At 68.6% G+C, this 25861-nt stretch carries 24 protein-coding genes; 12 read left to right on the top strand and 12 right to left on the bottom strand.

Annotated elements, in window-relative coordinates; genetic code table 11:
* Window positions 1-42: 42 nt before the first annotated feature.
* On the top strand, window positions 43-882 hold the full coding sequence (locus ALI144C_RS26685; protein WP_076990066.1) for an NAD(P)H-binding protein: 840 nt from the start codon (window positions 43-45) through the stop codon (window positions 880-882).
* Here ALI144C_RS26685 and ALI144C_RS26680 read toward each other — a convergent pair.
* The 3 genes from ALI144C_RS26680 to ALI144C_RS26670 all read right to left on the bottom strand — a co-directional run bounded on the left by ALI144C_RS26680 (window position 840) and on the right by ALI144C_RS26670 (window position 3892).
* Complete coding sequence (locus tag ALI144C_RS26680) at window positions 840-2696, bottom strand: peroxidase family protein (protein WP_083753402.1); 1857 nt, start codon at window positions 2694-2696, stop codon at window positions 840-842. The genes ALI144C_RS26685 and ALI144C_RS26680 overlap by 43 nt on opposite strands.
* Window positions 2697-2765: 69 nt before the next feature.
* Window positions 2766-3515, bottom strand: coding sequence for a DUF3159 domain-containing protein (locus tag ALI144C_RS26675; RefSeq protein WP_076989903.1), 750 nt, complete (start codon window positions 3513-3515; stop codon window positions 2766-2768).
* Window positions 3512-3892 carry an OB-fold nucleic acid binding domain-containing protein gene (locus tag ALI144C_RS26670; RefSeq protein WP_076989902.1) on the bottom strand — a complete coding sequence of 127 codons (381 nt, stop codon included), beginning with the start codon at window positions 3890-3892 and terminating at the stop codon, window positions 3512-3514. The genes ALI144C_RS26675 and ALI144C_RS26670 overlap by 4 nt, the downstream gene beginning before the upstream one ends.
* A 188-nt stretch (window positions 3893-4080) precedes the next feature.
* Between ALI144C_RS26670 and ALI144C_RS26665 the strand changes: the two genes are divergently transcribed.
* The 3 genes from ALI144C_RS26665 (at window position 4081) to ALI144C_RS54655 (ending at window position 6692) form a co-directional block, all read left to right on the top strand.
* Window positions 4081-4722 carry an alpha/beta fold hydrolase gene (locus ALI144C_RS26665; RefSeq protein WP_237774321.1) on the top strand — a complete coding sequence of 214 codons (642 nt, stop codon included), beginning with the start codon at window positions 4081-4083 and terminating at the stop codon, window positions 4720-4722.
* A gap of 105 nt (window positions 4723-4827) precedes the next feature.
* Window positions 4828-5598, top strand: coding sequence for a bestrophin-like domain (locus tag ALI144C_RS26660; RefSeq protein ID WP_076989901.1), 771 nt, complete (start codon window positions 4828-4830; stop codon window positions 5596-5598).
* Window positions 5598-6692, top strand: coding sequence for a DUF6923 family protein (locus ALI144C_RS54655; RefSeq protein ID WP_076989900.1), 1095 nt, complete (start codon window positions 5598-5600; stop codon window positions 6690-6692). The genes ALI144C_RS26660 and ALI144C_RS54655 overlap by 1 nt, the downstream gene beginning before the upstream one ends.
* An 18-nt stretch (window positions 6693-6710) precedes the next feature.
* Here the strand turns inward: ALI144C_RS54655 and ALI144C_RS26650 are convergent, their stop codons facing one another.
* Window positions 6711-7391 (bottom strand): DUF3710 domain-containing protein, encoded by a 681-nt coding sequence (locus tag ALI144C_RS26650; protein WP_076989899.1) that lies wholly within the window; start codon window positions 7389-7391, stop codon window positions 6711-6713.
* Window positions 7391-7870, bottom strand: a complete 480-nt coding sequence (dut, locus tag ALI144C_RS26645; protein ID WP_076989898.1) for a dUTP diphosphatase — start codon at window positions 7868-7870, stop codon at window positions 7391-7393. The genes ALI144C_RS26650 and dut overlap by 1 nt, the downstream gene beginning before the upstream one ends.
* A gap of 24 nt (window positions 7871-7894) precedes the next feature.
* Between dut and ALI144C_RS26640 the strand changes: the two genes are divergently transcribed.
* Window positions 7895-8371 carry a DUF3093 domain-containing protein gene (locus ALI144C_RS26640; RefSeq protein WP_076989897.1) on the top strand — a complete coding sequence of 159 codons (477 nt, stop codon included), beginning with the start codon at window positions 7895-7897 and terminating at the stop codon, window positions 8369-8371.
* Window positions 8372-8438: 67 nt separating this feature from the next.
* On the opposite strand, the gene ALI144C_RS26635 is transcribed toward ALI144C_RS26640, so the two are convergent.
* Window positions 8439-8747 (bottom strand): DUF4193 domain-containing protein, encoded by a 309-nt coding sequence (locus tag ALI144C_RS26635; RefSeq protein ID WP_033391377.1) that lies wholly within the window; start codon window positions 8745-8747, stop codon window positions 8439-8441.
* 468 nt (window positions 8748-9215) lie between these two features.
* Between ALI144C_RS26635 and cei the strand changes: the two genes are divergently transcribed.
* Window positions 9216-9974, top strand: coding sequence for an envelope integrity protein Cei (gene cei, locus ALI144C_RS26630; protein WP_076989896.1), 759 nt, complete (start codon window positions 9216-9218; stop codon window positions 9972-9974).
* Here cei and ALI144C_RS26625 read toward each other — a convergent pair.
* A complete protein-coding gene (locus ALI144C_RS26625; protein WP_076989895.1) occupies window positions 9971-10795 on the bottom strand; it encodes an inositol monophosphatase family protein in 825 nt (274 codons plus the stop codon). The two genes, cei and ALI144C_RS26625, sit on opposite strands and share 4 nt — an antisense overlap.
* Window positions 10796-10868: 73 nt before the next feature.
* Between ALI144C_RS26625 and ppgK the strand changes: the two genes are divergently transcribed.
* The 4 genes from ppgK (at window position 10869) to ALI144C_RS26605 (ending at window position 14336) form a co-directional block, all read left to right on the top strand.
* Window positions 10869-11630 (top strand): polyphosphate--glucose phosphotransferase, encoded by a 762-nt coding sequence (gene ppgK, locus ALI144C_RS26620; RefSeq protein ID WP_076989894.1) that lies wholly within the window; start codon window positions 10869-10871, stop codon window positions 11628-11630.
* 186 nt (window positions 11631-11816) lie between these two features.
* A complete protein-coding gene (locus ALI144C_RS26615; protein ID WP_076989893.1) occupies window positions 11817-13187 on the top strand; it encodes an RNA polymerase sigma factor in 1371 nt (456 codons plus the stop codon).
* A gap of 126 nt (window positions 13188-13313) precedes the next feature.
* Entirely contained in the window at window positions 13314-13685 is a 372-nt protein-coding gene (locus ALI144C_RS26610) for an FKBP-type peptidyl-prolyl cis-trans isomerase (RefSeq protein WP_076989892.1), read from the top strand.
* Window positions 13686-14156: 471 nt separating this feature from the next.
* Window positions 14157-14336 carry a DUF7455 domain-containing protein gene (locus ALI144C_RS26605; RefSeq protein ID WP_033391384.1) on the top strand — a complete coding sequence of 60 codons (180 nt, stop codon included), beginning with the start codon at window positions 14157-14159 and terminating at the stop codon, window positions 14334-14336.
* 73 nt (window positions 14337-14409) lie between these two features.
* Here ALI144C_RS26605 and ALI144C_RS26600 read toward each other — a convergent pair whose 3' ends face one another.
* The 5 genes from ALI144C_RS26600 to ALI144C_RS26580 form a co-directional block, all read right to left on the bottom strand.
* The gene (locus ALI144C_RS26600) at window positions 14410-15585 is read right to left on the bottom strand and encodes an ROK family transcriptional regulator (protein ID WP_076989891.1); all 1176 of its coding nucleotides are present in this window, start codon (window positions 15583-15585) and stop codon (window positions 14410-14412) included.
* Window positions 15586-15590: 5 nt separating this feature from the next.
* Window positions 15591-17042 carry a sugar ABC transporter permease gene (locus ALI144C_RS26595; protein WP_076989890.1) on the bottom strand — a complete coding sequence of 484 codons (1452 nt, stop codon included), beginning with the start codon at window positions 17040-17042 and terminating at the stop codon, window positions 15591-15593.
* 50 nt (window positions 17043-17092) lie between these two features.
* The gene (locus ALI144C_RS26590) at window positions 17093-17869 is read right to left on the bottom strand and encodes an ATP-binding cassette domain-containing protein (RefSeq protein WP_076989889.1); all 777 of its coding nucleotides are present in this window, start codon (window positions 17867-17869) and stop codon (window positions 17093-17095) included.
* 75 nt (window positions 17870-17944) lie between these two features.
* Complete coding sequence (locus ALI144C_RS26585; RefSeq protein WP_076989888.1) at window positions 17945-19069, bottom strand: sugar ABC transporter substrate-binding protein; 1125 nt, start codon at window positions 19067-19069, stop codon at window positions 17945-17947.
* Between the two features lie 459 nt (window positions 19070-19528).
* Window positions 19529-21217: a DEAD/DEAH box helicase gene (locus tag ALI144C_RS26580; protein ID WP_237774340.1), complete on the bottom strand. Its 1689-nt coding sequence runs from the start codon at window positions 21215-21217 to the stop codon at window positions 19529-19531.
* A gap of 258 nt (window positions 21218-21475) precedes the next feature.
* On the opposite strand from ALI144C_RS26580, the gene ALI144C_RS26575 reads away from it, so the two are divergent.
* Both ALI144C_RS26575 and ALI144C_RS26570 read left to right on the top strand, forming a co-directional pair.
* Window positions 21476-22579, top strand: a complete 1104-nt coding sequence (locus tag ALI144C_RS26575; RefSeq protein WP_076989886.1) for a YihY/virulence factor BrkB family protein — start codon at window positions 21476-21478, stop codon at window positions 22577-22579.
* A 179-nt stretch (window positions 22580-22758) separates the two neighbouring features.
* A complete protein-coding gene (locus ALI144C_RS26570; protein WP_076989885.1) occupies window positions 22759-25854 on the top strand; it encodes an efflux RND transporter permease subunit in 3096 nt (1031 codons plus the stop codon).
* Window positions 25855-25861: the final 7 nt, after the last annotated feature.

Genomic DNA, 25861 nt, shown 5'->3' with positions numbered 1-25861 from the left:
TCTTCCTATGTCCTGATCGGACTTCTTGGCACCGTGGCGACCATGATTCTGATAACCGGTGCGACCGGCACGATCGGCCGCAGACTCGTGCCGCTGCTCGACGCGCGAGGCGTGGACTACAAAGCCATGTCCCGTGATCCGCGACGAGTTCCCCACGGTGTCCGGGGTGATTACGACGACCCCGAGTCGCTCAGGCTCGCCCTCGACGGTGTCGACACCGTCTTCCTGCTGACCGCGCCTGGTTTCGCTGCCCGGCACGATCTCGCTGTGCTCGACGCGGGCAAGCAGCTGCGCAAGGTCGTGAAGGTCTCCGCGATCGGAACCGGTGAGCCCGGTTACGAGACCACCAGCGCCTGGCACCTGCCCGGGGAGCGGGCGCTGGCCGCGAGCGATCTGGTATGGACAGTGCTGCGGCCGTCGTCGTTCGCGACGAACTCGCTCGCCTGGCTGCCGCAGATCGAAGCGGGCGAACCAGTCCCCAGCCTCTACGGCGACGGCCAGAGCGGTGTGGTGGACCCGAAGGACATCGCCGAGGTCGCGCTCGCGGCCCTGCTCACCGACGAGCACGACAAGCAGACGTACACGTTGACCGGTTCCGAGCTGCTCAGCGTGCCGCAGCAGGTGGAGATCCTCGGCAAGGTGCTGGGGAAGTCGTTGCGGACCGTCGACGTCCCCCGGGCCCAAGCCAGGGAGAACCTGCTGTCGCAGGGCATTCCCGAGGCTGACGCGGACGCCGTCCTGGACAGCTTCGAGCGGATGCGCAACGGTGGGAACGCGGTGGTGACCGGCGACGTGGAGCGAGTCCTGCGCCGGTCACCGACCACGTTCGACCAGTGGGCTCAGCAGGATGAGCACCTGAAGATGTTGGCCGCCAGGCCGTAGCGCGGCACGTCGGTGTTGTTGGCGATGACGTCGCCGAGGTCCTGCCGGTAGTCGACGCCGTACTTGTGCTTGATCGTCGTCAGCACGGGGTCGTTGCCGTAGAAGAACCGGTCGCCGTCACGCAGGTCCTCGAACTGCTTGCGCCAGATCGCGGTCTGCAGTTCGCCGAACTCGCTGCCGGGCGCCTTCGGTTCGGCCACCATGCCGACGAAGGCGTCCAGCTTCGCCATGTCCCCGCCGTACAGGGCTTTCAGCCGGGCCGCGGTGGTTGTCCGGCGCTCACCGGTGACGGCGAGGTCGCTCCCCGCCGGGACGGTGTTTCCGTTCCTGTCACGCAACCGGATGAAATCAAGCGAGTCCGGGTCGTTGATCTCGTTGCCGGGCGTCAGTTCCGGATCGGCGGGGAACGACTCGGTCGCCTCACCGGTGACCGCCTGGAACGAGGTCTTCGGCGAAAGCCCGTATGCCGCACGCATCTGCTGGTAGGTCGGCATCCCGTGGTCACGACCGCGCTCGATGTCGACGGCGGTGATGTCGAACATGATGGTCTGCCCCTGTGCGCTGAGCGGGATGCTGCGGACCAGTTCACCCATCAGCTCGTCACCCGCGCCGGACGGGAACCGGCCGAGCCCCTGCAGCACCGGGCCGAGGCGCAGGTCCTCGAACAGGCCGGGGTTGAAGGGCGCCTGGGACGCGGGCAGCGTCAGTTCCACGTCGTTGCCGACCACCTTGACGAAAGCGCCCTTGGCACGCAACGCGTCCAGCTGCGCTGCCGTGTACCGCGAAGCCGGGACCTTCAACCGGATGTCGTCGTGGACCAGGCTGTGCGCACCCCGGTACCCGACGGTCGCGAACTCGTTGCCCACGGTCGCGTTCACGTTCGGGTCATATCCCCGATAGGGCTTGAGGCGCACGCCGAGCGTCGGCAGGAACTCGTTGTAGGTGATGTACTGCTGCGTAGCGATCACCACGCGCCTGGCGATCTGGAACTTCTCCTCCTCGGGCAGCGACTTCGGCAGGCGGTCGACGATCCTGTTGTGCTCACGGGCGAACAGCGTCTGCACCGCGAGCAGGCCGGTGTTCTCGTTGGCCCGGTCGTCGCCCGCAACCATCCCGTTGCCCGCCATCCGCCCGGCGGCGTCGTCCATCGGCGGCGCCTTGGTGATGTCCCCGCGCGCGTCGGCCCGCGGCAGGTTTCCCCCTGGCATCAACAGTTTGGCGCCGTTGTTGGACATGTCGCCGTCGACCGGGCCCTCCCGCATCCACTCCAGCCGGTTCGCCGAGCCGTAGACCGCGAAGGCGTCGATGTACGATCCCAGGAAATTCACCTGTTCGCGTGGCTTGCCGACGCCCGTTCCAGTGACCTCCCTGCTCCGGCCGAACGGCACGAAGGGCAGGTCGCTGCGGAAGCTCTCCATGGGATCGTCGTTGTCGTACGGGATCCGCGGCGGTTGCTGCATCTGTCCCGGCACGAGCCTGGCGAAGGTGTGGTCGACGAACTGGCCCCACGCCGTCGCCCACTGGCTGGTGCCCCGCGGCGACGACATCCGCTGCCCGGCGTCGTTGAACACGCGGTTGCTGACGTGGCGGGCACTCGGCCCGGTGACCGGCGTTCCGATGCCGTCCGTGTAGTTCGCCGCCGCCAGGCGTAAGTAGCCGGTGCCCGCCTTGCCCCAGTCCGGGTGGAGCCGGTTGTTGCCGCTGCCGTCCAGACTCTGGTACTCGAACGCGGTGTCGGCCTCGGCGACACCGGATGCCACCAAGCCCCCGGCGACCACCAGGCACACCACGGTTTTTCTGGCTGATCTCCTCATGCCGGACAGCGTCGCGCAGGCGCCGCACCGGACACATCCGGTGCGGCGCCTGAGAAAGCCCGTAATACTTTAGGGTGATTCCTGAGCTGGCCTGTCGTACTTCGCGCGTAGCTCGCGCTCGACGAGCTCGGTCTCCGCCTTCTCGGCTTCCTCACGAGCCTTGTCGCGCTTGTCCACGCGGCGCACCGCCCACACGGTCACCAGCAACGCGATCGCGGTCAGCGGATAGCCCATCGCGATCCTGGCGATACCCAGCAGCGTCGTCTCATCGGTGTTGTACAACCATTGCTGCACAATGACTCGAGCGGCGAACACCACGGTCCACGCCGCCGTGGCGATGTCGTAGTCCCGCCGTGACCTGAGGTCTTTGCGCCACCCGAGGCCGTGGCCGTTGAGCGTCGACCAGATCACGCCGACCAACGGCCAGCGCGCGAAGATCGAGATCAGGAACGACGCGCCGAGCACGCCGGAGACCCAGATGCCGTAGAGGAAGAAGCCCTTGGCCTCGCCGACGCGGTACGCGATGAACGCCGCGATCGCCACGCCGAAGATGCCCGACACCGCGGGCATCAGCTGTTCCTTGCGGATGATGCGCACCACGGCGATCAGCACCGCGACACCGACGGCGCTCCAGATCGCCGGTCCCAAGCTCGTGGCCCAGTTGACGATCACGAACACCGCCACCGGGATGGACGCCGAGATGAACCCGACCATGCCGCCCATCTGCTCCCAGAGCGTCGGCATCGGCTTCTCGGCCCGCGGGTCGTCCTGTGCGGCCTTGTTCTGGGTCGCCTGCTTTTCGGGCGTCTCTTCAGTCATGTAGTCGTCTGCAGCTCGTAGTAGGGGTTGTAGAGGACCTTGCGGCCGTCCCGCACCGCGATCCGGCCCTTCGCCTTCACCGTCCTGCCCGGCTCGATCCCGGGAATCCGCCGTCGGCCGAGCCAGACTAATGTCACACCCTCGGTTCCGTCGAACAGCTCCGCCTCCAGCGTGGCGACCGCGTCGCCAGGGGAGAGTTCGACACTGCGCAGCCTGCCGAGCACCGTGACCTCCTGACCGGAGCGGCAGTCACACGCCCGCTGCGCACCCTGGGCCGCCACGCTCGCTGACAGGTCGTCGGCGTCGAGTTCCTCGACGTCAGTGGTGAGTTTGCGGACAAGACGGCGCCAATATCCGTCCCCCTTGTCGACACCCATACCTGCTCCTCAGTGGTGGGATCGGCCCCGACTCCGACCCGTGCACAATCAAGCGTAACCGTAGGCAGGAGGCCGGAACCGTGTCAGTACACCAACGCGAGGTGGCGGTTGGGCGTTCCCGTCCGGACACGATTCAGACGGCGGTTCTTTTGCCGGGTACCGCCTCTGACGAGGTATTTGTCCGGTCGGTGTTCGAAGGTCCGCTTCGCGCGGTCGGTATCCGGTTGGTCGCACCCCGCCCCCGCCCCGGCGATCGCCTGGTCGAGGGGTACATGGCGGCGCTGGACGCGGCCAGCGCCACGCCCGTTCTGCTCGGCGGCGTCTCGCTGGGGGCGCATGTGGCGGTGGAGTGGGCGCTGGCGAACCCGGAGCGGTGCGCCGGGCTGCTGCTCGCCCTGCCCGCGTGGAACGGCCTGCCCGGCGATGCACCCGCTGCCGTGTCCGCCCGGTTGAGCGCACAGGCCGTCCGCGAGCACGGTCTCGACGCGACGCTCGCGGCCGTCGACACCGAGCCGTGGCTCACGGCCGAACTGAACCGCGCGTGGCGGCGGGCCGGGCCCGGCCTGGCGGGCTCGCTGGACGTGGCGGCGAGTCGCCCGGCGCCGGAACCGGCCGACCTGAGCGGGATCGGCGTGCCGACCGGGATCGCGGGCTGCTCGGACGACCCGGTCCACCCGATCGAGGTGGCCAGGACGTGGGCGGCGGCGATCCCGCGCGCGAAGGTGTGCGCCACGACGCTGGCCGCGTTGGGTGAAGATCGCGAATCCCTTGGGCGCGCGACGGTTCTGGCCTGGCTCGGCGCGGGCGGGATCACGCGGATGGAGCAGTAGCGCCAGTTCGCGTTGCTCCGAATCGGCGAAACCGGAGTAGTCGAAGAGTGGTAATCACGGTCGGCTCTTGTCCGGCGACAGTGCGTTGTATCAGCGTTGCGCGCCGTGAACATCTATCTCAGTGGCGCGTTGTGGATCATCGGTGCCGGTGTCGTCGCGGCGGTTGGCGCGGTTCTGGTCCACCGGATACCCGCGAGGGCGGGACTGAGCGGCAACAACGAAGTAGCCGGCCAGGTGTTCACGATCGTCGCCGGGCTGCACGCGGTGCTGCTGGCGTTCGTGCTGATCTCCTTGTTCGACAGCGTGAGCACGGCACAGGACGACTCCCAACGGGAAGCCAACAACCTGGTCGCGGCCTCGTGGTCGGCCGACGCGCTGTCCGATCAGGTCGGCGCCAAGGTCCGTGAGCTGACCACGGCGTACTCCGACACGGTCGTGCGGCAGGAATGGCCGCAGATGAGCGACAAGGGATCGGTGGACAGCACCGCGGGCTGGCAACAGCTCGACCAGTTGCGCGACACCATCGCCAAGGCCCCGACCACGCCGGACGACACGTGGCAGGAGAGCCGCAAGGCGGCAGCCTCCGACCAGTTGTGGGAGGTCTACCAAGCCCGGCAGGCCCGGCTGGACGCGGCCGAGGGCGGTGGGGTGAGCACGGTCGTGTGGTTCGCGCTGATCATCGGCAGCGTGATGGTGATGGGGCTGATCTACCTGCACGGCGGGCCGAAAGTGCTGTCGCACGCGTTGATCGCGGGCACGCTCGCGGCCGCGATCACGATGCTGCTGTTCGCGATCTACCAGTTGCAGAACCCGTTCAGCGGCGGCGCCGCGGTCGGTCCTGACGCGTTCGCCGCCGTGCTGGACCGGCTGAGCTGATGCGGCTGCCCAACTTGGCGCTGACCGCGTCGCTGCTGGTGACGAGCGGCCTGATCGGCGTCGCCGGCACGGCCGACGCGCAGGGCGCGTGCGAGGCGTTCGAGGTGTACACGCCGAAACACGGCTCGGCGTCCACCTTGGTGAAGCTGTCGCTGCCGTCCGGCAGCGGCACGGAACTGCGCAAGTTCGGCTTCCACCTGAACGCGATCGGGTACTCGGCGGGCCAGAACCTGCTCTACGGCGTGTCGTCCGGATCGCACGTGGTGACGCTCGACCGCGGCGGCAACGCGGTCGACCGGGGCAAGGTGCACGGCGTCCGCAACGCGACCGCGGGCGCCATCTCGGGCACCACGTTGTACCTGCGCGACGGGTTGCAACTGGTGTCGCTGGACGTCAACCCGGCGAGCCCGACCTACCTGAAAGCCGTGAAGAAGAAGTGGCTGTCGTGGCTGGCCGACGTCGACGACTGGGACTTCGGTTCGGACGCACTGCTCTACGGCGTGACAAGCTTCGGTGTAGTTGTCAGCGTCAACCCGGGCAACGGCAAAGTGCACACGGTGGCCAAGCCGCACGGGTTGCCGTGGGGGACCTACGGCGCCGTGCTGATGGCACCGGGCCGAGTCCTCTACGCGATCAACAACAAGGAGAAAGGCAAGAGCAGGCTGTACCGGATTTCCCTGGCCGCGCCGAAGACCTTCACCGAGGTCGCTTCGTACGCGGCAGCCACCACCACCGACGCGGCCGGATGCCTGACCGCGCCCCCGGTGGTCGAGCCTCCGGTGCCCCCGCCGCCGGTCCCGCCGAAACCACCGATCCCGCCACCCACCACGACACGGCCCACTCCACCGGGCACGACGACATCCACGACAACGCCCCCGCCGGTCAACCAGGTGGTCCAGCCACCGCCCCCACCGCCCCCACCGGCACCGCCGCAGCCGAGCAAGCCACGCAAGACCCCGCCACCATCGGCGAAACCCGTTGCGGCACGGGCGAAACCGGACACCGAGAAGAAGCGGCGCTGGGCCGTGACCACCATCGTGCTGATCCTCGGAGCGGGCGCGGCCGCGAAGATCGCCGCACGCCACCGGAGCTAGCGGTCGTGGCCGCCAGGCCTAGCCTCCCTGGGCCTGGATGTGCTGCGCGATCTCCTCGGGCAGTTCGATCGGCAACGGCAGGCCGACGGGCATCGGCTGGGTGCCGCGGACGACGACCGCGCCTCGGATGAGCGCGCGCAGCCCGTGTGCCGCCTGCGCAGCCTGTTCCGGCGGACCGGCCACGACACCGCGCAGCATCCAGCGCGGCCCGTTCACACCGATGAACCGCAGCGACATCCCGTTGAGGGTGGCCATCAGCTCCTGGCCCCACTCCCCCGCCGCGCTGCGCACCTGCGCGCCGTTGGTCTTCAGCTCGTTGGCCAGGTCGCCGCAGACCTCTTCCCACAGTCCACCGGACTTGGGGGCGGCGTACGCGGTGACGGTCATCTGGCCGCTCGGCGTCATGATGTGGATCGCCTTGACCACACCCGGCTGTTCCATCTCGACCTGCAACTGCGCGCCGTCCGGCACCGGCAGCCGCACGGAGCCGAGGTCGAGTCGCGGCAGGCCGTCGTCCGGTGAGTCCTCGTCGAAGGGACCGGACATCGCCCCCAGGTCGCCCTGCGTGGGCTCGTAGTCCGCCGAACCGGCGTCGCCGAGAGCCTCGGGCTCGTCACCGGCGTCGTCGTACTCGCCGTGGTCGGCGTAGTCGTCGGCCGGCTCGTCGCGTTTTGCCCGGCGTCGTCCGAAAAGTCCCACTATTCCTCCGTCTTCCCGCGAGTGGACGCGAGAACAGCATGCCCGCCGGTCGACCCGTACCCACCCGCGCCGCGGGCCGAGTCGCCGAGTTCCTCCACCTCTTGGAATACCGCATGTTCGACCCGCTGCACGACCAGTTGCGCGATCCTGTCGCCGCGGCGCAGCCGGATCGGCTCGCGAAGGTCGTGGTTGATCAGGCAGACCTTGATCTCGCCCCGGTAGCCCGCGTCGATCGTGCCCGGCGTGTTCACCACGCTCAGCCCCACTCTGGCCGCGAGGCCGGAGCGCGGGTGCACGAACGCCGCGAAGCCGTCGGGCAGCGCGATCGCCACCCCGGTGCCGACGATCGCCCGTTCACCGGGCGCGATGGCCACGTCCGACGTGGCCACCAGATCGGCGCCGGCGTCACCGGGCCGGGCGTAGGACGGGATGGGCACACCCGGGTCGAGCCGGGAAATCAGGACCTGCACGCTGGGCACGAGCGGCGAGACTACCCTGGTGGCGTGCCGGACACCTCGAACGCCTACGCCGAGCGGCTCTCGGTCCCCTGGTTGAGCTGGCCGCTGCCGATGATCGGCGCGGCGCTGATGGCCGCGACCGTCCACATGGGCTACCAGGGGATCCGGTCGTGGCTGCCGTACGTCATCCTGCTGCCGCTGATGGCGTTCCTGCTGTTCTGGGCAGGCCGCGCCAGGGTCAAGGTGGCCGACGGCGAGCTTCGCGTCGGCGACGCGCACCTGCCGCTCGAGTTCGTCGGCGAGGTCGAGGTGCTCGACAACCCGCACGACAAACGCCGAGCGCTCGGCCGCGACTTCGACCCGGCCGCGTTCGTCCTGCACCGCGGCTGGATACCCACCGCGCTGCGGGTTCACCTGACCGACCCGGACGACCCGACGCCGTACTGGATCTTCAGCACCAGGTCTCCGGACAAGCTGGCCGCCCTGCTGCGGCAGAACGCGCACACGCAGCCGGGTACCTGACCGGCTGTCAGGTACCCGGATCGAAATTTCCCTCTGGTGTTGTCGTTCCCGGAACGGATTCCGGGAATCAGGCGCAGTCGCGGCACACGTACAGGCCGTCGCGCTCTTCCGCGAGCCTGCTGCGGTGGTGGACGAGGAAACAGTGCGAACACGTGAACTCGTCCGCCTGCTTCGGAATCACCTTGACGGTCAGGTCCTCGCCGGACAGTCCTGACAAGTCGGCACCGGGGAGCTCGAAGTTCTCAGCGGTATCCGACTCGTCGACGTCGACAACACCGGACTGCGTCTCGTTGCGGCGCGCCTTCAACTCCTCCAGGGAGTCCTCGGCGAGGTCGTCGGCCTCGCTGCGGCGAGGAGCGTCGTAGTCGGTCGCCATCTTTGTTTCACCCCTGCGGTCAAATCATCACCCATGCACTCGTGCCGCTGGTCAACGTTCCAGGGCCCGATTTTGTGCCCGCCATTGGAGTGACGGACGTCTCCCCTGGTCGCGAAGGATTTCTTGGCCAACCGAATCGATTCGGCCCGGAGTCCTCGGCGACCGGAGCGCGCAGAGGGTAGCCCATCCCACGCCCGTTCAGTCAACGCATCACCCGTCCGGGTGTGTTCCCGGTTGCGCCCCGCAGACCGGTTGGACACGTCCGAACCGGTCCGACCAGGCGATCTCGGCGGGGAGCGGACTTGCCGCCCGACGCCCGTCATGGTCCGATACCTGCGAGGTCTCACTGTCCGCGATCAACGAGTCGCATCGAGCGAGCGTGACGGCGCGCACTCGCCCCGATGCCCGCAGTCCGGCGGAAACGCCTAGGCTGATCAGCAGCAACAAAAGTCAACAGCCAGTCGACAGATGCAGCAGGGGAATCTGGCCGGCATTGGAGGGCGGGCACACGTGACAGCGGGGAGCTTCAACGGGGGTGAGCGGGCCCCCAGATATCGCAAGCGGCGGCCGCTTCCTGCGCTGATCATGCTTGGGTTACTCGGTTTGGTGGCCACCGTCGTGTGGCTGAACGTGGCGAACAAGGAGCCGCAGGCGCAGGGCGTGCGCTGCGAGCCGGGCGCACCGGCGACAGCGACGTCCGGACAGTCCGCACCCCCGCCGCGACCGGAGGCCGGTCAGCACGTGGATCAGGCAGGGCTTGACCAGACCGCGGGCGCACCGCCCGACCAGGTCGGGGTCAAGGTGCTGAACGCGGGCACCCAGCGCGGCAAGGCCGGGCTGGTGTCGGAAGGGCTGAAACAACTCGGTTTCACCCAGGTGGGTCAACCCAGCGACGATCCGGTCTTCTACCCGTCGAAGGACATGAAGTGCCGGGGCCAGATCCGGTTCGGCCAGCAGGGTTCGTCCGCCGCGCGGACGGTGAGCCTGCTCGACCCGTGCCTGGAGCTGATCAAGGACAACCGGCAGGACGCGTCGGTCGACGTGGTCATCGGGGACAAGTTCGACGAGTTGCCGATCAAGGCCGAGACCCGCCAGGTCCTGCGGGTGCTGGCCGAGTGGGGCGCGCAGCACCCGCCGCAGACCGGCGGGCTGCAGTCGGCGGAGGGCGGCGGGGGCCCGCAACTGGATCCCGCGCTGATCGAGGCCATCCGCCGGGCACCCTGCTAGCGCGGGTCAGGATCACAGGTCACGTTTCGCAGCCCGGCGTCGCGCAGGAGCCGCTTGAGCGGGTCGGCGACGCCGGGTGCCGACGCGAAGACCGCGTTCCCGAGGTCACCCGTTCCCGGCAGGTGCACGACAGCGCCCGCCTCCTCGGCGATCAGCGACCCGGCCGCCCAGTCCCACGGGCTGAGACCGACCTCGAAGTACGCGTCCACCCATCCGGCGCCGACCAGGCACAGGTCCAGTGCGGCCGAGCCGGTGCGACGGATGTCACGTACCCGCGTCAGCAGGCGGGCGAGCACCTCGGTCTGCTGGGCCCGTCGCTCCTGCCGGTAGGCGAATCCCGTGGCGACGAGAGTCAGGGCCAACTCCCGCGCGGCGCTGACCCGCAGCGGCGCGTCGTCCAGCGTGGCGCCCGCTCCCCGCGCGGCCGACCAGACGCGGCCGCTGGCGGGTTCGACGACCGCTCCCGCCACGGTCACCCCGTCCACCTGCGCCGCGACCGAGACGCTGTACCAGGGCAGGCCGTACAGGTAGTTCACGGTTCCGTCGATCGGGTCGACCACCCACCGGACGGCCCCGTCAGCCCCGTCGGCACCGTCGGCGCCCTCTTCCTCGCCGAGGACCGGGTCACCGGGCCGCAGCCGTGCCAGCCGCTCGCGGATGAGGCGCTCGGCCGCCCGGTCGCCCGCGGTGACGGGGTCGGTGGCGCTGGACTTCGTCTCGACGTGCCGTACAGCCGAACGGCGGGTCGTCTCGACCAGTTCGGCCGCCTCCGTCGCCACTCGGACGGCGACCTGACGCAGGCTGTCCCGCAGATGGACCATGGGTACATCGGACCACATCCGTTATCGTCCCCCCATCACCTGCGAACTGAATCGAGAAGGAAGGACCACGGGGATGGCTGGCACCCGCGGCTTCGGGGTAGACATCGGCGGTTCCGGGATCAAGGGGTGCGTGGTCGACCTCCAGGCCGGAGCGCTCGTCGGCGAGCGGATCAGGACGAGCACCCCGCAGCCCTCGACACCGGACGCCGTCGCGGACGTGGTGGCCAAGACGGTCGAGCAGTTCGACTGGCACGGCCCGGTCGGCGTGACGCTGCCGACCGTGATCAAGCACGGCAAGGCGCTGTCGGCGGCGAACATCAGCAAGAAATGGATCGGCACCGACGCGCACGCGTTGTTCACCGAACGACTCGGCAGGCAGCCGCACGAGATCGTGGTTCTCAACGACGCCGACGCGGCCGGTATGGCGGAAATCCGTTATGGATCGGATATCGACCGGTCCGGCGTGGTGGTGCTGTTGACTTTCGGCACCGGTATCGGCAGCGCGGTTTTCCTCGACGGGCAGCTCGTTCCGAACACCGAGTTCGGCCACCTCGAGGTCGACGGGCACGACGCGGAGACCAAGGCGGCGGCGTCGGTCAAGGAGGAGCACGACCTGTCGTGGGAGGAGTGGGCCAAGCGCGTCACCCGCTACCTGCGCAGGCTCGAGGACCTGATCTGGCCCGACCTGATCATCGCGGGTGGCGGCGTGAGCAAGAAGGCGGACAAGTGGCTGCCATTGTTGGACGTTCGTACCAAAGTCGTGGCGGCCGAACTGCGCAACGACGCCGGGATCGTCGGTGCCGCGGTGGCGGCGGATATCGGCGTCCAGCACTGATCCGCCGCTGATCCACGGTTGTTCGCGGCAGTAGGAACCGCCGGAACGCCCTTGTTGTGTCACCTCACTCGCCGGGCGTCGTTACAATGGAACAGCGCCTTCGGCAAAGCCCGGAGGCTCTCCCCGAACTCCCGGCAACTCGACCCCCGCCGTGTTGCCGTTGTCGACCGTTTCGAAAGGGCGTACGTGGCAGCCGCAGAGACCGCAACCCGACGCTCCCCGAGCACCGCGAGCGCGGCGAAGACGACCAAGACCGCCTCGGTTGCCGGCAAGACCGACGCCGACGAGGCCAAGGCCAAGTCGTCGCCCGCGCGCAAGCCCGCCGCGGCCAAGCCCCGCGCCGCCAAGAAGACCGCGGCCAAGGCACCGGCGGCGAAGGCGAGCCCGGCCACGGCCAAGAAGTCCGCTGATGGCGAGCCCGACGAGCCAGGCGAGCTCGAGGACGTTCAGCTGGAGGACCTCGAGGACCTCGAGGCCGACGCCGAGCTCGTCGACGAGCCGGTGGTCGAGGAGCCGGAAGAGGAAGAAGAGGAAGAGAAGCTCCCCAAGGACGCCAAGGAGGGCGGCGGCGACTTCGTCTGGGACGAAGAGGAGTCCGAGGCGCTCCGGCAGGCCCGCAAGGACGCCGAGCTCACCGCCTCAGCCGACTCGGTCCGCGCCTACCTCAAGCAGATCGGCAAGGTCGCGCTGCTCAACGCCGAGGAGGAGGTCGAGCTCGCCAAGCGGATCGAGGCAGGCCTCTACGCGGCCGAGCGCGTGCGCAAGGCCGAGGAGGAGAGCGAGAAGCTGACCCCGCAGATGCGGCGCGACCTGCGCTGGATCGTGCGGGACGGCGAGCGCGCCAAGAACCACCTGCTCGAAGCGAACCTGCGGCTGGTCGTCTCGCTGGCCAAGCGCTACACCGGCCGCGGCATGGCGTTCCTCGACCTGATCCAGGAAGGCAACCTGGGCCTGATCCGCGCGGTCGAGAAGTTCGACTACACCAAGGGCTACAAGTTCTCCACGTACGCCACCTGGTGGATCCGGCAGGCCATCACCCGTGCCATGGCCGACCAGGCCCGCACCATCCGCATCCCGGTGCACATGGTCGAGGTGATCAACAAGCTCGGCCGCATCCAGCGTGAGCTGCTGCAGGACCTCGGCCGCGAGCCGACGCCGGAAGAGCTCGCCAAGGAAATGGACATCACCCCGGAGAAGGTGCTGGAGATCCAGCAGTACGCCAGGGAGCCCATTTCGCTCGACCAGACGATCGGCGACGAGGGCGACAGCCAGCTCGGCGACTTCATCGAGGACTCCGAGGCGGTCGTCGCGGTCGACGCGGTGTCGTTCACGCTGCTGCAGGACCAGCTCCAGTCGGTGCTGGCCACGCTGTCCGAGCGCGAGGCGGGTGTCGTGCGGCTGCGCTTCGGCCTCACCGACGGCCAGCCGCGCACCCTGGACGAGATCGGCCAGGTCTACGGCGTGACCCGGGAGCGGATCAGGCAGATCGAGTCGAAGACCATGTCGAAGCTGCGGCACCCGTCGCGCTCGCAGGTCCTGCGCGACTACCTGGAGTGAGTCGACCACGCGGGAGCCCCCGGCCAGGCGGCCGGGGGCTTTTCCGTGCACCTGTTCAGCGCTGACCAGCGCTGTTGAGTACGTTGTCCTGGTACTTGACGAGCATCTTTTCCTGGAGGACACCTCGTGGCCACGAAGCCTGAGATCGGCCCGATCACCGGAAACCCGCCCGCCGAGCTGGAAATCGAGGACATCACCGTCGGCGACGGTCCCGAGGCCCAGGCCGGCCACACGGTGACCGTGCACTACGTCGGCGTCTCGCACTCGACGGGCAAGCAGTTCGACGCGTCGTGGGACCGCGGCGACACGTTCCAGTTCCCGCTGGGTGGCGGCCGCGTCATCCAGGGCTGGGACCAGGGCGTGGCAGGCATGAAGGTCGGTGGCAGGCGCAAGCTGACCATCCCGCCGCACCTGGGCTACGGCGCGCGCGGCGCCGGTGCCGCGATCAAGCCGAACGAGACCCTGATCTTCGTGGTCGACCTGCTCGGCGTCAGCTGAGAACGGCGGTTTCGGCGGGCTCGCGCCTGAGGGGGCGGGCCCGCCGACGCACAACCTGACAAAGTCTCGCCGCTCGAGTCCCCCGATACATAGCGCTACGCGATCACCCGTCCGAGAGCGACATTCATCACACGGACAGGGTTGGAGCGCGCCGCGGGCGCCTGCGGACGGTTCCGCCGGGCGCCGAACCCCCGTTGACCTGGGATCGCGCCCCGACCGGCGCTTTTACCACGCGCATCGGCCGCCGCACCACAAGATCCTGAATGCCGGGACAGCGGTTACGACAACCGGGCGAACCAATTGTTACGGCTGTCTCTCTCGGGCGCGGGAACACTGACGATCGCCAAAACGTCTGCAAGAGTAGAGGTAGCGAACATCGGGTATCCGCCCGGCAACCAAGTCGGCGGAGACCAAGTGGTCGCAGCCTGACGAGGGCACCGACCACGGTGCCGGGACGGAGGGAGATTTACCATGAACACCACGCTCACCCGCCCCGAACTGACAGCCGCCGATCGCTGCGACCGCTGCGGGGCAGCCGCACAGGTTCGGGCGATCCTGCCCTCAGGAGGAGAACTGCTGTTCTGCGGTCACCACGCGCGCGAGCACGAGGCGCGCCTGAAGGAGTTGGAGGCAGAGCTGCAGAAGGGCTGAGACCACCAGCCACGACGTAGTCAAGGGCCAGGACTCGGAGCGTGAGTCCTGGCCCTTCTGCGTGTCCCAGTGCCTACATCGTGCCGAGGACCGGTTCGAAGGCCAGTTCCGCCGCGCCGATCAGCTTCGCGTCGCCGCCGAGCACGGACGGCACGATCCGCGTCCCGCCGATCGCCCGGCTGACCAGGCTGCGCGTGCGCACCTCACGGCCGATGTCCGCGATCACGGCGGCGGGCAAGGACGTGAACAGGTCGCCGAGCACGACCAGTTCGGGACCGAGCACGTTGACCACGTTGACCAGGCCGAGCGCCAGCCAGTCGACCAGCTCGCCGAGCTGTTCCCGCGCCAGCGCCGAGTGCGCGGCCAGTTCCTTCAACGCCGCCACGATCGCACCGCGCGGGGATCCCTCCGGCAGGTCCAGCGCGCGGCACATGGCCGCCTCGCCGATCTCGGTCTCCCAGCAGCCGTGGCTGCCGCAGTAGCACGGCCGTCCGCCGGGCTTGACCACCATGTGCCCGATTTCGCCGAAGTACCCGCTGTTGCCGCGCATCAGGGAGCCGTTGGCGATCACGCCGCCACCGACACCGACGTCGGCACCCACGTACACCGTGTCAGACGCGCCCCGAGCGGCCCCGCGGACGTGTTCGGCCAGCACACCCAGTTCCGCGTCGTTGCCGAGCCGCACAGGCATGCCCAGCCCGGTGGACAGCCACTCCCCCAACGGGATGTCGGTCCAGTGCAGGTTCGGCGCCTCGTGCACCAGACCGTCGGTGCCGCGCACCACGCCCGGCACGGACACGCCGACCGCGGCCGTCTCCACCTTCAACTCGCCGGCCAGCCACCGGGTCGACTCGACGATGTGCGTGACGACCTCCTCGGGCTGGCTGGCGCGGCCGTAGAGGTTCCAGCTGTTGCGGCCGAGGATCTGCCCGCCGAGGCCGACCAGCGCGATGGCGACGCCCTCCACGCGGATGTCGATCGCGAGCACGACCGCCGAGTGCGGCTGGGGCAGCACGAGCAGCGACGGCCGTCCGGCGCCGCTGCGCTGCAGCGGTACGCGTTCCTCGACGACGCCCGCCTCGGCCAGGCCGTCCACCAGTGCCTTGATGGTGCTGCGGTTGAGGCCCAGTTCCGTGGTCAGCGCCGCGCGGGTGCACGGCCCGTCGACGTGCAGGCGTCGCAACAGGGCTGTCCTGTTGTGCCTGCGTACCTCGTCGGGCCGGGCCCCCGCGATCGGCGATGTCGTCACGGCGATCAGGACTTGACGGCCGCCGCGCGACGGCGGGACAGGGCGTCGACCGTCGCCGCGACCAGGAGCACGATGCCGGTGATGATGTTGATCTCGGCGGCTCCGTAGTTCAGCAGGATCAGTCCGTTCTGCACGACCGCGATCACGGTGCCACCGATCACCGCGTCGGTGATCTTGCCCTTGCCACCGAACAGCGACGTGCCACCGATGACCGCGGCACCGACCGCGAACAGCAGCGTGTTCAACGCACCGGCCTGCGGGTCGACCGAACCGATCTTCGACGAGTACACGATCGCGCCGATCGCGGCGAGCGACGAGCTCACCACGAACACGCTGGCCTTGATCTTGGACACGTTGATACCGGCGCGCCGGGCCGCCTCAGCGTTCCCGCCCACCGCGTAGATGTGCCGCCCGTAGCGGGTCCGGTTGAGCACGTACATGCCGATGACCATGATGCCAAGCACGATCGGCACGACGTACGGCACGCCCACGTTGGGGATGTCGGTCTGCGAACGGTTGATCGTGAACAGGTACGTCCCGACGATCGTGAGCGCGCCGATCGCGGCGACCTTGGCGAGCGCGATCGGCGTCGGCTGGGTGACCAGGCCGCTGTTGAGCCGCTTGAAGTGCTGGCCGAGCGTCACGGCGGCGTACCCGCCTGCCACGACCACGCAGAAGACCCAGCTGCCGGTGATGCTCAGGTTGCCGTTGGCGACCGCGTTGAGCGTCGGCGACGCCGCGCCGATCGGCAGCGTGCCACCCTCGCCGATCAGCTTGAGGATCACGCCCTGCCAGGTGATGAACAGCGCCAGCGTCACCACGAACGACGGCATGCCGATCTTGGCGACGAGGAAGCCGGTGATGCAGCCGATCGAGCCACCGACGGCGATCGCGAGCAGCATCTCCAGCCAGGCGTTGGCGGGCACGCCGATCAGCGTGATCAGCAACGCGATCAGCGCGAGGGCCGCGCCTGCCCAGATCCGCATCAGCAACGCGAGGCCGAGCGCGACGACCACCAGCGCGCAGAACACGTAGAACACCGTGGTGCCCATGCCGCCGAGCAGGTTGCCGTTGCGCACCACGTGCAACGCCATGACGGCGGCACAGACACCGGACGCGGTGCCCGCGGCCAGGTCGATCTCACCGAGCAGCAGCACGAACACCAGGCCCATCGCGATGATGATCGTGCCCGCGCCCTGCTGGAACAGGTTCGCGACGTTGCCGAGCGTCAGGAAGAACTCCGACTGCGCGGCGAAGTAGATCACGAGCACGATCAGGCCGGCCAGCGCGGGCAACGAGCCGAGCTCCCCGCCGCGCACTCTGGCGAAGTAGTCGCCGATCGCCTCGCCCGTCGTCTTCGACGTGGTGTCGATCCCGAAGTCGGAGATCGCGCCACCGGTGCGTTTCGCTTCCTCCGGCGCGCTCTGCGTGCCGGTCGCGGAAGGCTTGTCAGTCATCGCGTGGGGTCCAGTTCGTGTCTGAAGGTAGCCGAGTCGGATCGTCAGCGTCAGATGGTCACGGCGTCGGGACGGGCGAGGCCGAGCTCGCCGGACCGCCCCGCGGTGATCAGCTCGACCACCTGGGTGTTCGTCACTTCCTTGGTCGGCACCTGCGCGACCATCCGGCCGAGGTAGAGCGTCGCGATCCGGTCGGCGACCTCGAACACGTCGGCCATGTTGTGACTGATCAGCACGACGCCGAGGCCCTGTTCGGCCAGCCTGCGGACGAGGTCGAGCACCTGGCGGGTCTGCGCGACGCCGAGCGCGGCGGTCGGCTCGTCGAGCAGCACGACCTTGCTGTTCCACAGCACCGCCTTGGCGATCGCCACGGTCTGCCGCTGCCCGCCGGACAACGACGCGACCGGCGTGCGCACGGACTTGACCGTGCGGACCGACAGCGACGCGAGCGTCTCCCGTGCGGCTTTCTCCATCGCGGACTCGTCGAGCATCCAGCGCGAACCACGCTCCCTGCCGAGGAACATGTTCTGCACGATGTCGAGGTTGTCGGCCAGTGCGAGGTCCTGGTAGACGACCTCGATGCCGAGCTGCGCGGCGTCCTTCGGCCCGCGGATGTGCACCTCGTTGCCCTGGAATGTGACGGTTCCCGAGTCGTGACCGTAGATCCCGGCGATGCACTTGACCAAAGTGGACTTCCCGGCGCCGTTGTCGCCGACGAGCGCGGTGACCTCGCCCGCGCGCACGGTGAAGTCCACGTCGTGCAGGACGTGGACCGGGCCGAAGGTCTTGTTCAGACCCTTGATCTCGAGGATCGGATCACTGCTCATGGTTGTTCGCTCCGTGCTGGGCCCGGGGCTGGTGCCAGTCGGGGGCAGGCACCAGCCCCGGAGATTCGGGCACTGCTACTGGGAGATACCTGCCGCGGCGCACAGCGGCTGGACGTCGCCGGTGCAGACCTCGGATGCCTTGACGTACCCGGCGGTGATCACGTCCTTGACGTTCGCCTTGGTGATCGTCTGCGGCGTGAGCAGCACGGACTTGACGTCGCGGTTGCCGACCGGGTCCTTCTCGGTCTGCTTGGCGATCCCGTCGGCGGCGCTGGTGTCACCCTTGGCCAGCGCGGCGGCCAGCTTGGCGGTGGCCTCGGCCTCTTCCTTGATCGGCTTGAAGACGGTCATGTACTGGTCGCCGCGCAGCACGGCCTGCAGACCGGCCGGGGTGGCGTCCTGGCCGGTGACCGGGACCTTCAGCCCGTTCTTGGCCAGCACGGTGATGATCGCGCCCGCGAGGCCGTCGTTGGCGGCGACGACGCCGTCGACCTTGCCGCCGTTCTGGGTCAGGAACTGCTCGAAGGTCCGGCCGCCCGCCTGGTTGTCCCAGTTGTCGATCTTCTGCGACTTGACCAGCTTCAGCGTGCCGTTCTCGTACAGCGGCTTGAGGACCTTCTGCTGACCGTTGTAGAAGAGGGTCGCGTTGTTGTCCGTCGGCGCACCTTCGATCTCGATCACCTGCGCGCCCTGCTTGCCCTTCAGCGCGGAGGCCAGCGCCTCGCCCTGCAGCTCGCCGACCTTGGTGTTGTCGAACGACACGTAGTACTTCGAGCTGCCGCCGAGGTTGAGGCGGTCGTAGTCGATGACCGGGATGTTGGCGGTGGCGGCCTTGGCCGCGACGGTCTTGCCGAGCTCGCTGTTGATCGACGCGATCACCAGGACCTTGACCTTCTGGGTGATCATGCTGTCGGCCAGGCGGGTGAAGGTGGCGGTGTCACCCTGCGCGTTCTGGATGTCCGCGTCGAGGCCCTGCGCCTGCATCGCGGCCTTGAGCATCGGCTTGTCGAAGCCCTCCCACCGGGCGGAGGTGGCGGTCTCCGGAAGGATCACGCCGACCTTCATGCCGCCTGACGGTGCGGGCGCCCCCGAAGTGGAGCCACCGCCAGCGGGCGCCGGTGCCTCGTTGGCCCCGCAAGCAGAGAGCACGAGGGCGACACCCGCACCCACGGCGGCGAGGGCAAGGGTCTTGCTGCGCATTCGTCGTTGTCCTTCCAGTGGGACTGTGAAGTCGCTTGGAAATGTTGTGCGCCACAACATATGTCGGGTACCCGCGTGACCGGAAGCACACTGCATCGATTCAGTCGCTCCGATTGGACACGAACTGGCAACGACGATCTAACTGAAGGGCTTCAGTCTGCTGAACAGTAACAACCTCGTCACCAGCGGTGAGTGATCCACTGGGGAAGCGCTCCCATGAGAGCGGTACCACACACACCCGTTGCACCGAGATCAAGAATTTGTTGCGGAGGCCGACCAAAAGGCACGGAATACCGGCGATGGAGGTGGCTGATCACCGGAAACAGGTTTGTCGTCGAGGGCTCCGCCCAGACCGAGTTCCGGGCATCAAAACCCTGGTCACAAGCCTGAGCCGACCGCAGCCGAGCTTGCGGCGGGAGCAGCGTTCCGGAGAGCCGCAACAAACTCGGCCGGGCTCACTCACCACGAGCGCAGGGTGACAATCCGCTCTTCCAGCTGCTCCACGGAAGCCATCGCGGTCGGCGGGCCGCCGCATTGCCTGCGCAGATCGCCGTGGATGACGCCGTGCGGCTTGCCTGTGCGGTGGTGGAACATCGCGACCAGCGTGTTCAGCTCCTTGCGCAGGCCGGTCAGGCGTTCCTGAACTGTCTGCGGCCGGTTCTCCACCGGCACGGCGGGGCGCGCGGCGTCCTCGGCGTGCTTGCGGGTCCGGGACGCCAGCTGCTTCTCCTGGCGCTGCTGCAACAAAGTCCGGACCTGCTCGGGCTCGAGCAGACCGGGCAGGCCGAGGTAGTCCTGCTCCTCCTCCGAGCCGACACCGGCGGCCGTGCCGAACGACGAGCCCTCGTAGATGACCTGGTCGAGCTCGGCGGACGCGCCCAGCGAGGTGAACGGCTTCTCGTCCTCCCCCGGCTCGTCCTCGGTCCGGTTGGCCGCCGCGAGCAGCTCGTCGTCCCAGCCGTCCTTCTCGCGGTGCGGCTTGCCGAGGACGTGGTCGCGCTGCGCCTCCATCTGGCTGGCCAGCTCCAGCAGCACCGGCACGCTCGGCAGGAAGACGCTGGCCGTCTCGCCCTGGCGCCTGGCGCGCACGAACCGGCCGATCGCCTGTGCGAAGTACAGCGGGGTCGACGCACTGGTGGCGTAGACACCGACCGCGAGGCGCGGGACGTCGACGCCTTCGGACACCATCCGGACCGCGACCATCCAGCGGTCGTCGGACTCGGCGAACTTCTTGATGTTCCCCGACGCCTTCGGATCGTCCGACAACACGACCGTCGGCTCCTGCCCGGTGGTCGTCGCCAGGATCCTGGCGTACTCCCGGGCCGTGGTCTGGTCGGAGGCGATCACCAGACCGCCCGCGTCGGGCACGCCACCGTCGCGCAGCTGCCGCAGGCGGACGTCCGCCGCGTTGAGCACCGCGGGCATCCACTCACCGCTCGGGTCCAGCGCCGTGCGCCAGGCCCGCGCGGTCTGCTCCTGCGTCAACGGCTCGCCGAGGCGGGCGGTGAACTCCTCCCCCGCGCTCGTGCGCCAGGAGGCCTCGCCCGAGTAAGCCATGAAGATGACGGGACGGACCACGCCGTCGCGCAGCGCGTCGGAGTAGCCGTACGTGTGGTCCGAGACGCTGCGCATGTGCCCTGCGCCGTCCGGCTCGTAGTTGACGAACGGGATGGGCGAGTCGTCACTGCGGAACGGTGTCCCGGTCAGCGCCAGACGGCGCACCGCCGGGGTGAAGGCCTCACGGATCGAGTCACCCCAGGACTTCGCGTCGCCGCCGTGGTGGACCTCGTCGAGGATCACCAGGGTCTTGCGGTTCTCCGTGCGCACGCGGTGCAACGTCGGGTGCGCGGCCACCTGGGCGTACGTGACCGCCACACCGCGGTAGTCGCGGGAGGTCTGGCCCTGGCCGTTGGTGAAGTTCGAGTCGATCGGGATGCCGAAGTTGGTCGCCGACTCGGCCCACTGGTGCTTGAGGTGCTCGGTCGGCGCCACGATGGTGATCGACTCGACCGTCCGGTCCGACAACAGCTCCAGCGCCAGCCGCAGGCCGAACACGGTCTTGCCCGCGCCCGGCGTCGCCACCGCGAGGAAGTCCTTCGGCTTGGCCGCCAGGTACTTCGTGATCGCGCGGCGCTGCCACGCGCGCAGGGGGCGCTGGGCCGGTGACGGTGGCTGGTGTGCCGGGGACTGCTGGGCTGGCGGCTGCTGAGCCGGGGGCGCGTAGTCCGGTGCTACCACGTGTCTCTCGGCTCCTTTCTCGCAGAAATACCCTCAGGGCGCGTCCCGCTGGACTCGTTGAGGGCTCTCGCAGCCTACCTTCCGCCGGACGCGCGTGCCGCCCGGTCGCCGGTTCACGGGCGGGTCGAGTCGGCCAAATCACGGTCCATGCACCATGCTTGGTGCGTTATGAGCGACCAGCATCCGCTTCCCGCCGACGGCGCGCCCGCGCGCCGGGGTCCTGGTGGGCTGGTCAAACAAACCCTGAAGCGGGCGTGGAACGGCAGCATCTTCTCCGAGGCCGCGGAGGCCGCGTTCTGGCAGACGCTGTCGCTGCCGCCGCTGCTGCTCGGCCTGCTCGGCAGCCTCGGCTACGTCTCCGGCTGGTTCGGCCAGCGCGTGCTCGACGAGGTCCAAGCCCGCATCATCAGCTTCTCGTACACGATCTTCAGCGGCAACGTGGTCGAGGACATCGTCCGGCCGACGGTCCAGGACATCCTGCTCACCGGCCGCGGCGAGGTCGTGTCGATCGGTTTCCTGCTGTCGCTGTGGGCCGGTTCGTCGGCCATGTCGTCCTTCGTCGACGCGATCACCTCCGCGCACGACCAGTACACCGTGCGCAACCCGGTGTGGCAGCGGATCTTCGCGCTGCTGCTGTACATGGTCAGCCTGATCGGTCTGATCGTCGGCCTGCCGCTGCTGGCACTGGGCCCGGACATCCTGCCGAACTTCTTCCCGGCGTCATGGCGTGAACAGGTCTCGTTCTACGTGAACCTGCTGTACTACCCCGCTCTCGGCATCTTGGCACTCCTTGCCGTAACGACGTTGTACAAGCTCGCACTGCCGCGGAAGCTGCCGTGGCATCGAGGCGTGCCCGGCGCTGTACTCGCGGTAGCGGTGTTCATGCTCGCCAGCAGCTTGCTGCGGTTGTACATATCGTGGATCACCACGACGGGGTACACCTACGGCGCGCTGGCAACACCGATCGCCTTGCTGTTGTTCACTTTCTTCATCGGGTTCGCCATCGTCCTCGGTGCGCACTTCAACGCCGCCATCCAGGACCTGTGGCCCGCCAAGATGACCAGGCGGCAGCGGCGGCGCTGGCGGCGCCTGGAGATGGAGCGCGTGGCCGAGCACATCCGCTCGGACAACGCCGGTGGCGGCGGGGCCAGTGTGGACAGCCGGGACGCGGGCCAGTTGGGCGGTTCCGGGCAAACGCCCACGCAACCGGGGCAAGAGTCCCCGAAGCGGACCGGTGGGTCATCCTCGCGGTCAACGCGGACTCATCCCTAGGGACGACCCGGAAGTCACGCCACGGGTGCATGTCCACACGCGTCCGCTGTGCCACGCTTTGAGGCATCGCCCAAGGGGCACCGGGCGATGTTTTTGCAGGAGCCTGCGTCGCTGCGGGAGGGCAACCCGCGCGACGCAGGCTCCGTCTTGTATATCGCCGTCATGAGGGGGATTTTCCAGTGTGGTTGCTGGCGCGGTTAAGCCTTGCCAACCGGAGTTTGATCGGCTTGATCACGCTCGCGGTCATCGGGTTCGGCGCGTTCGCCGTGCCTTCGCTGAAACAGCAGCTGTTCCCGTCCATCCAGCCACCGACGGCGATGATCGTGTCGCCGTACCCCGGCGCGGCACCGGACGTGGTCAGCTCACAGGTCACTGAACCGATCGAGGCGGGGCTGCAGGGCACCGAGGGCCTGGAGAAGCTGAGCTCGGAATCGGCGGAGGGCATCTCGTCGATCGTGGCGCAGTTCAAGTTCGGCACGGACATGGACCGCGCGGCCGACCGCATGCAGCAGGCCGTCAACCGCCTCGGCACGCAGTTGCCCAAGGACGTGCGGCCGACGGTCACCGCGGGCAGCACCGAGGACTTCCCCGCCGTGGTGCTCGCCGCGGGCACGACCGGGGACCAGCAGAAGCTCGCGGACCAGTTGGCCACCGGTGCGGTGCCCGAGCTGAAGAAGATCACGGGCGTGCGTGACGTGCGGGTGACCGGCGCGGCCAAGGAAACCGTGACGATCACAGTGGACTACGCCAAGCTCGCGGGGGCGGGCGTCGAGCCGACCGCGTTGATCACGGCGCTGCAGTCGGCGGGCAAGCCGGTTCCGGCCGGATCGCTCACCGAGGGCGACCGGACGCTGACCGTCCAGGTCGGCGGCCAGTTGGCGTCCGTCGACGCGCTGCGGAACATGTACCTGGCCGGGCAGCGGCAGCCGGTGCGGCTGGCCGACGTCGCGACCGTGGAGCCACGACTGGCCGCCGCGACGTCGCTCACGCGCACCAACGGCAAGCCGAGCCTCGGCATCTCGATCATGATGACGGCCAACGGAAACGCCGTCGACATCTCGAAATCGGTGCGGGACAAGCTGCCCGGCATCGGTGCGGCAGTCGGCGCGGAGCTGACGGTGATCTTCGACCAGGGTCCGTACATCCAGGAGGCGGTCAAGGGACTGACCACGGAAGGCCTGCTGGGCCTGGTGTTCGCGGTCGTGGTGATCCTGCTGTTCCTGCTGTCGGTGCGGTCCACTCTGGTCACCGCGGTGTCCATCCCGTTGTCGGTGCTCGTCGCCCTGCTCGCGTTGTGGACCGGTGACCTCTCGCTGAACCTGTTGACACTCGGGGCGTTGACGATCGCCGTCGGCCGTGTGGTCGACGATTCGATCGTGGTGCTGGAGAACATAAAACGGCATCTGGAATACGGCGAAGGCAAACAACGCGCGGTGCTCGACGGCGTTCGCGAGGTCGCGGGTGCGGTGACCGCGTCCACGTTGACCACGGTCGCGGTGTTCCTGCCGATCGCGTTCGTCAGCGGGATCACCGGGCAGTTGTTCTCGCCGTTCGCGATCACCGTCACCGTCGCACTGCTGGCGTCCCTGATCGTGTCGTTGACGATCGTGCCGGTGCTGGCTTACTGGTTCCTCAAGCCGCCCAAGGCAGGCACGGACCTCGCCGCGGTTCGCGAGCAGGCCGAGGCCAAGGAGCGGCGCAGTGTGCTGCAGCGCGCCTACGTCCCCGTGATCCGGTTCGCCACCCGGCGCAGGCTGACCACGTTGCTGGTCGCGCTGGCGATCCTGGTCGGCACGTTCGGGCTGCTGTCCAGGCTGAACACGAACTTCATCGACGACTCCGGCTCCACCAGCATGACCGTCAGCCAGAAACTCCCGCCGGGCAGCAGCATCGCCTCGCGCGACGAGGCGGCGAAGAAGGTCGAGGGCGCGCTGGCGTCGGAGCAGGGCATCGAGGCGTACCAGGTCACGATCGGCTCGGAGCCCGGGTTCAGCGGCGAGGTCAGCTCGGTCAACCAGTTCCAGGTGACCTTGCGCAAGGGCACCGACACCAAGGCGTTGCAGGACCGCCTGGTCAGCCGGTTCAAGGGCGACACCGCGGCAGGCGAGGTCAAGGCAGGCGGGGACGGCGGCGGCTTCGGCAACAGCAACGTGAGCGTGGTCGTCAAGGCACCCAACGACGAAGCGTTGCGCGCGGCCACCGAACAGGTGCTCACGAAGGTCAAGGGAGTGCAGGGCCTCGCGGAGGTCACCAACGACCTCGCGGTGAGCGCGCCGCGGGTGCAGATCGACGTCAACGAGCGCGCCGCCGCGGCGGCCGGGCTCAGCGCCGACACCGTCGGTCAGCTCGCCGGCCAGGCGATCGCCGGGTTCCCGGTCGGCGAGGTGTCCATCGCGGGCAAGCGGCAGCAGATCGTGCTGCGGTCGGGGGCCGCGCCGAAGGACGTCGCGGCGGTCAGGGCGATGCCGCTGCTCACACCGACCGGTGTGGTGCCGCTGGAGCGCGTCGCGAAGGTCGAGACGGTCGACGGGCCGGTGGTGGTCAAGCGCAGTGAGTCGGAGCGCAGTGCCACCATCACGGCCAAGCCGGTCGGCAAGGACCTCGGCACGGTCAACACCGAGTTGGACACGGCGCTCAAGGCCCTCAAGCTCGGCGGCGGCGCGACCTACGCGATCGGTGGCGTGAGCGCCGACCAGCAGGAGGCGTTCGGTGACCTCGGCCTGGCGCTGCTCGCCGCGATCGTGATCGTCTTCGCGATCATGGTGGCCACGTTCCGCAGCTTCGTGCAGCCGCTGATCCTGCTGGTGTCCATCCCGTTCGCGGCGACCGGCGCGTTCGGCCTGCTGCTGATCACCGGCACGGCGCTCGGCCTGCCCGCGATGATCGGCCTGCTGATGCTGGTCGGCATCGTGGTGACCAACGCGATCGTGCTGATCGACCTGGTCAACCAGTACCGCAAGCAGGGCATGAGCATCCAGGACGCGGTCGTCGAGGGCGGCAGGCGCAGGCTGCGGCCGATCCTGATGACCGCGTCGGCGACGATCTTCGCCCTGGCGCCCATGGCGTTCGGGGTGACCGGTGAGGGCGCGTTCATCGGCAAGCCACTCGCGCTGGTCGTGATCGGCGGATTGGTCAGCTCGACGTTGCTGACGCTGGTGCTCGTGCCGACGCTCTACACGATGGTCGAACGCGTGAAGGAGCGGTCACGCGACAAGCGCGCGGCCAAGCGTGGCCGCACGGCACCGACCGAGCGAATCCCGGCAGGCGTCGACTAACGGCGAA

It is taken from the genome of Actinosynnema sp. ALI-1.44 (assembly GCF_001984155.1).
Lineage (GTDB): Bacteria > Actinomycetota > Actinomycetes > Mycobacteriales > Pseudonocardiaceae > Kibdelosporangium.
Note: the sequence above shows the minus strand (reverse complement) of the source record. Positions and strands in the feature narration are given on the sequence as shown.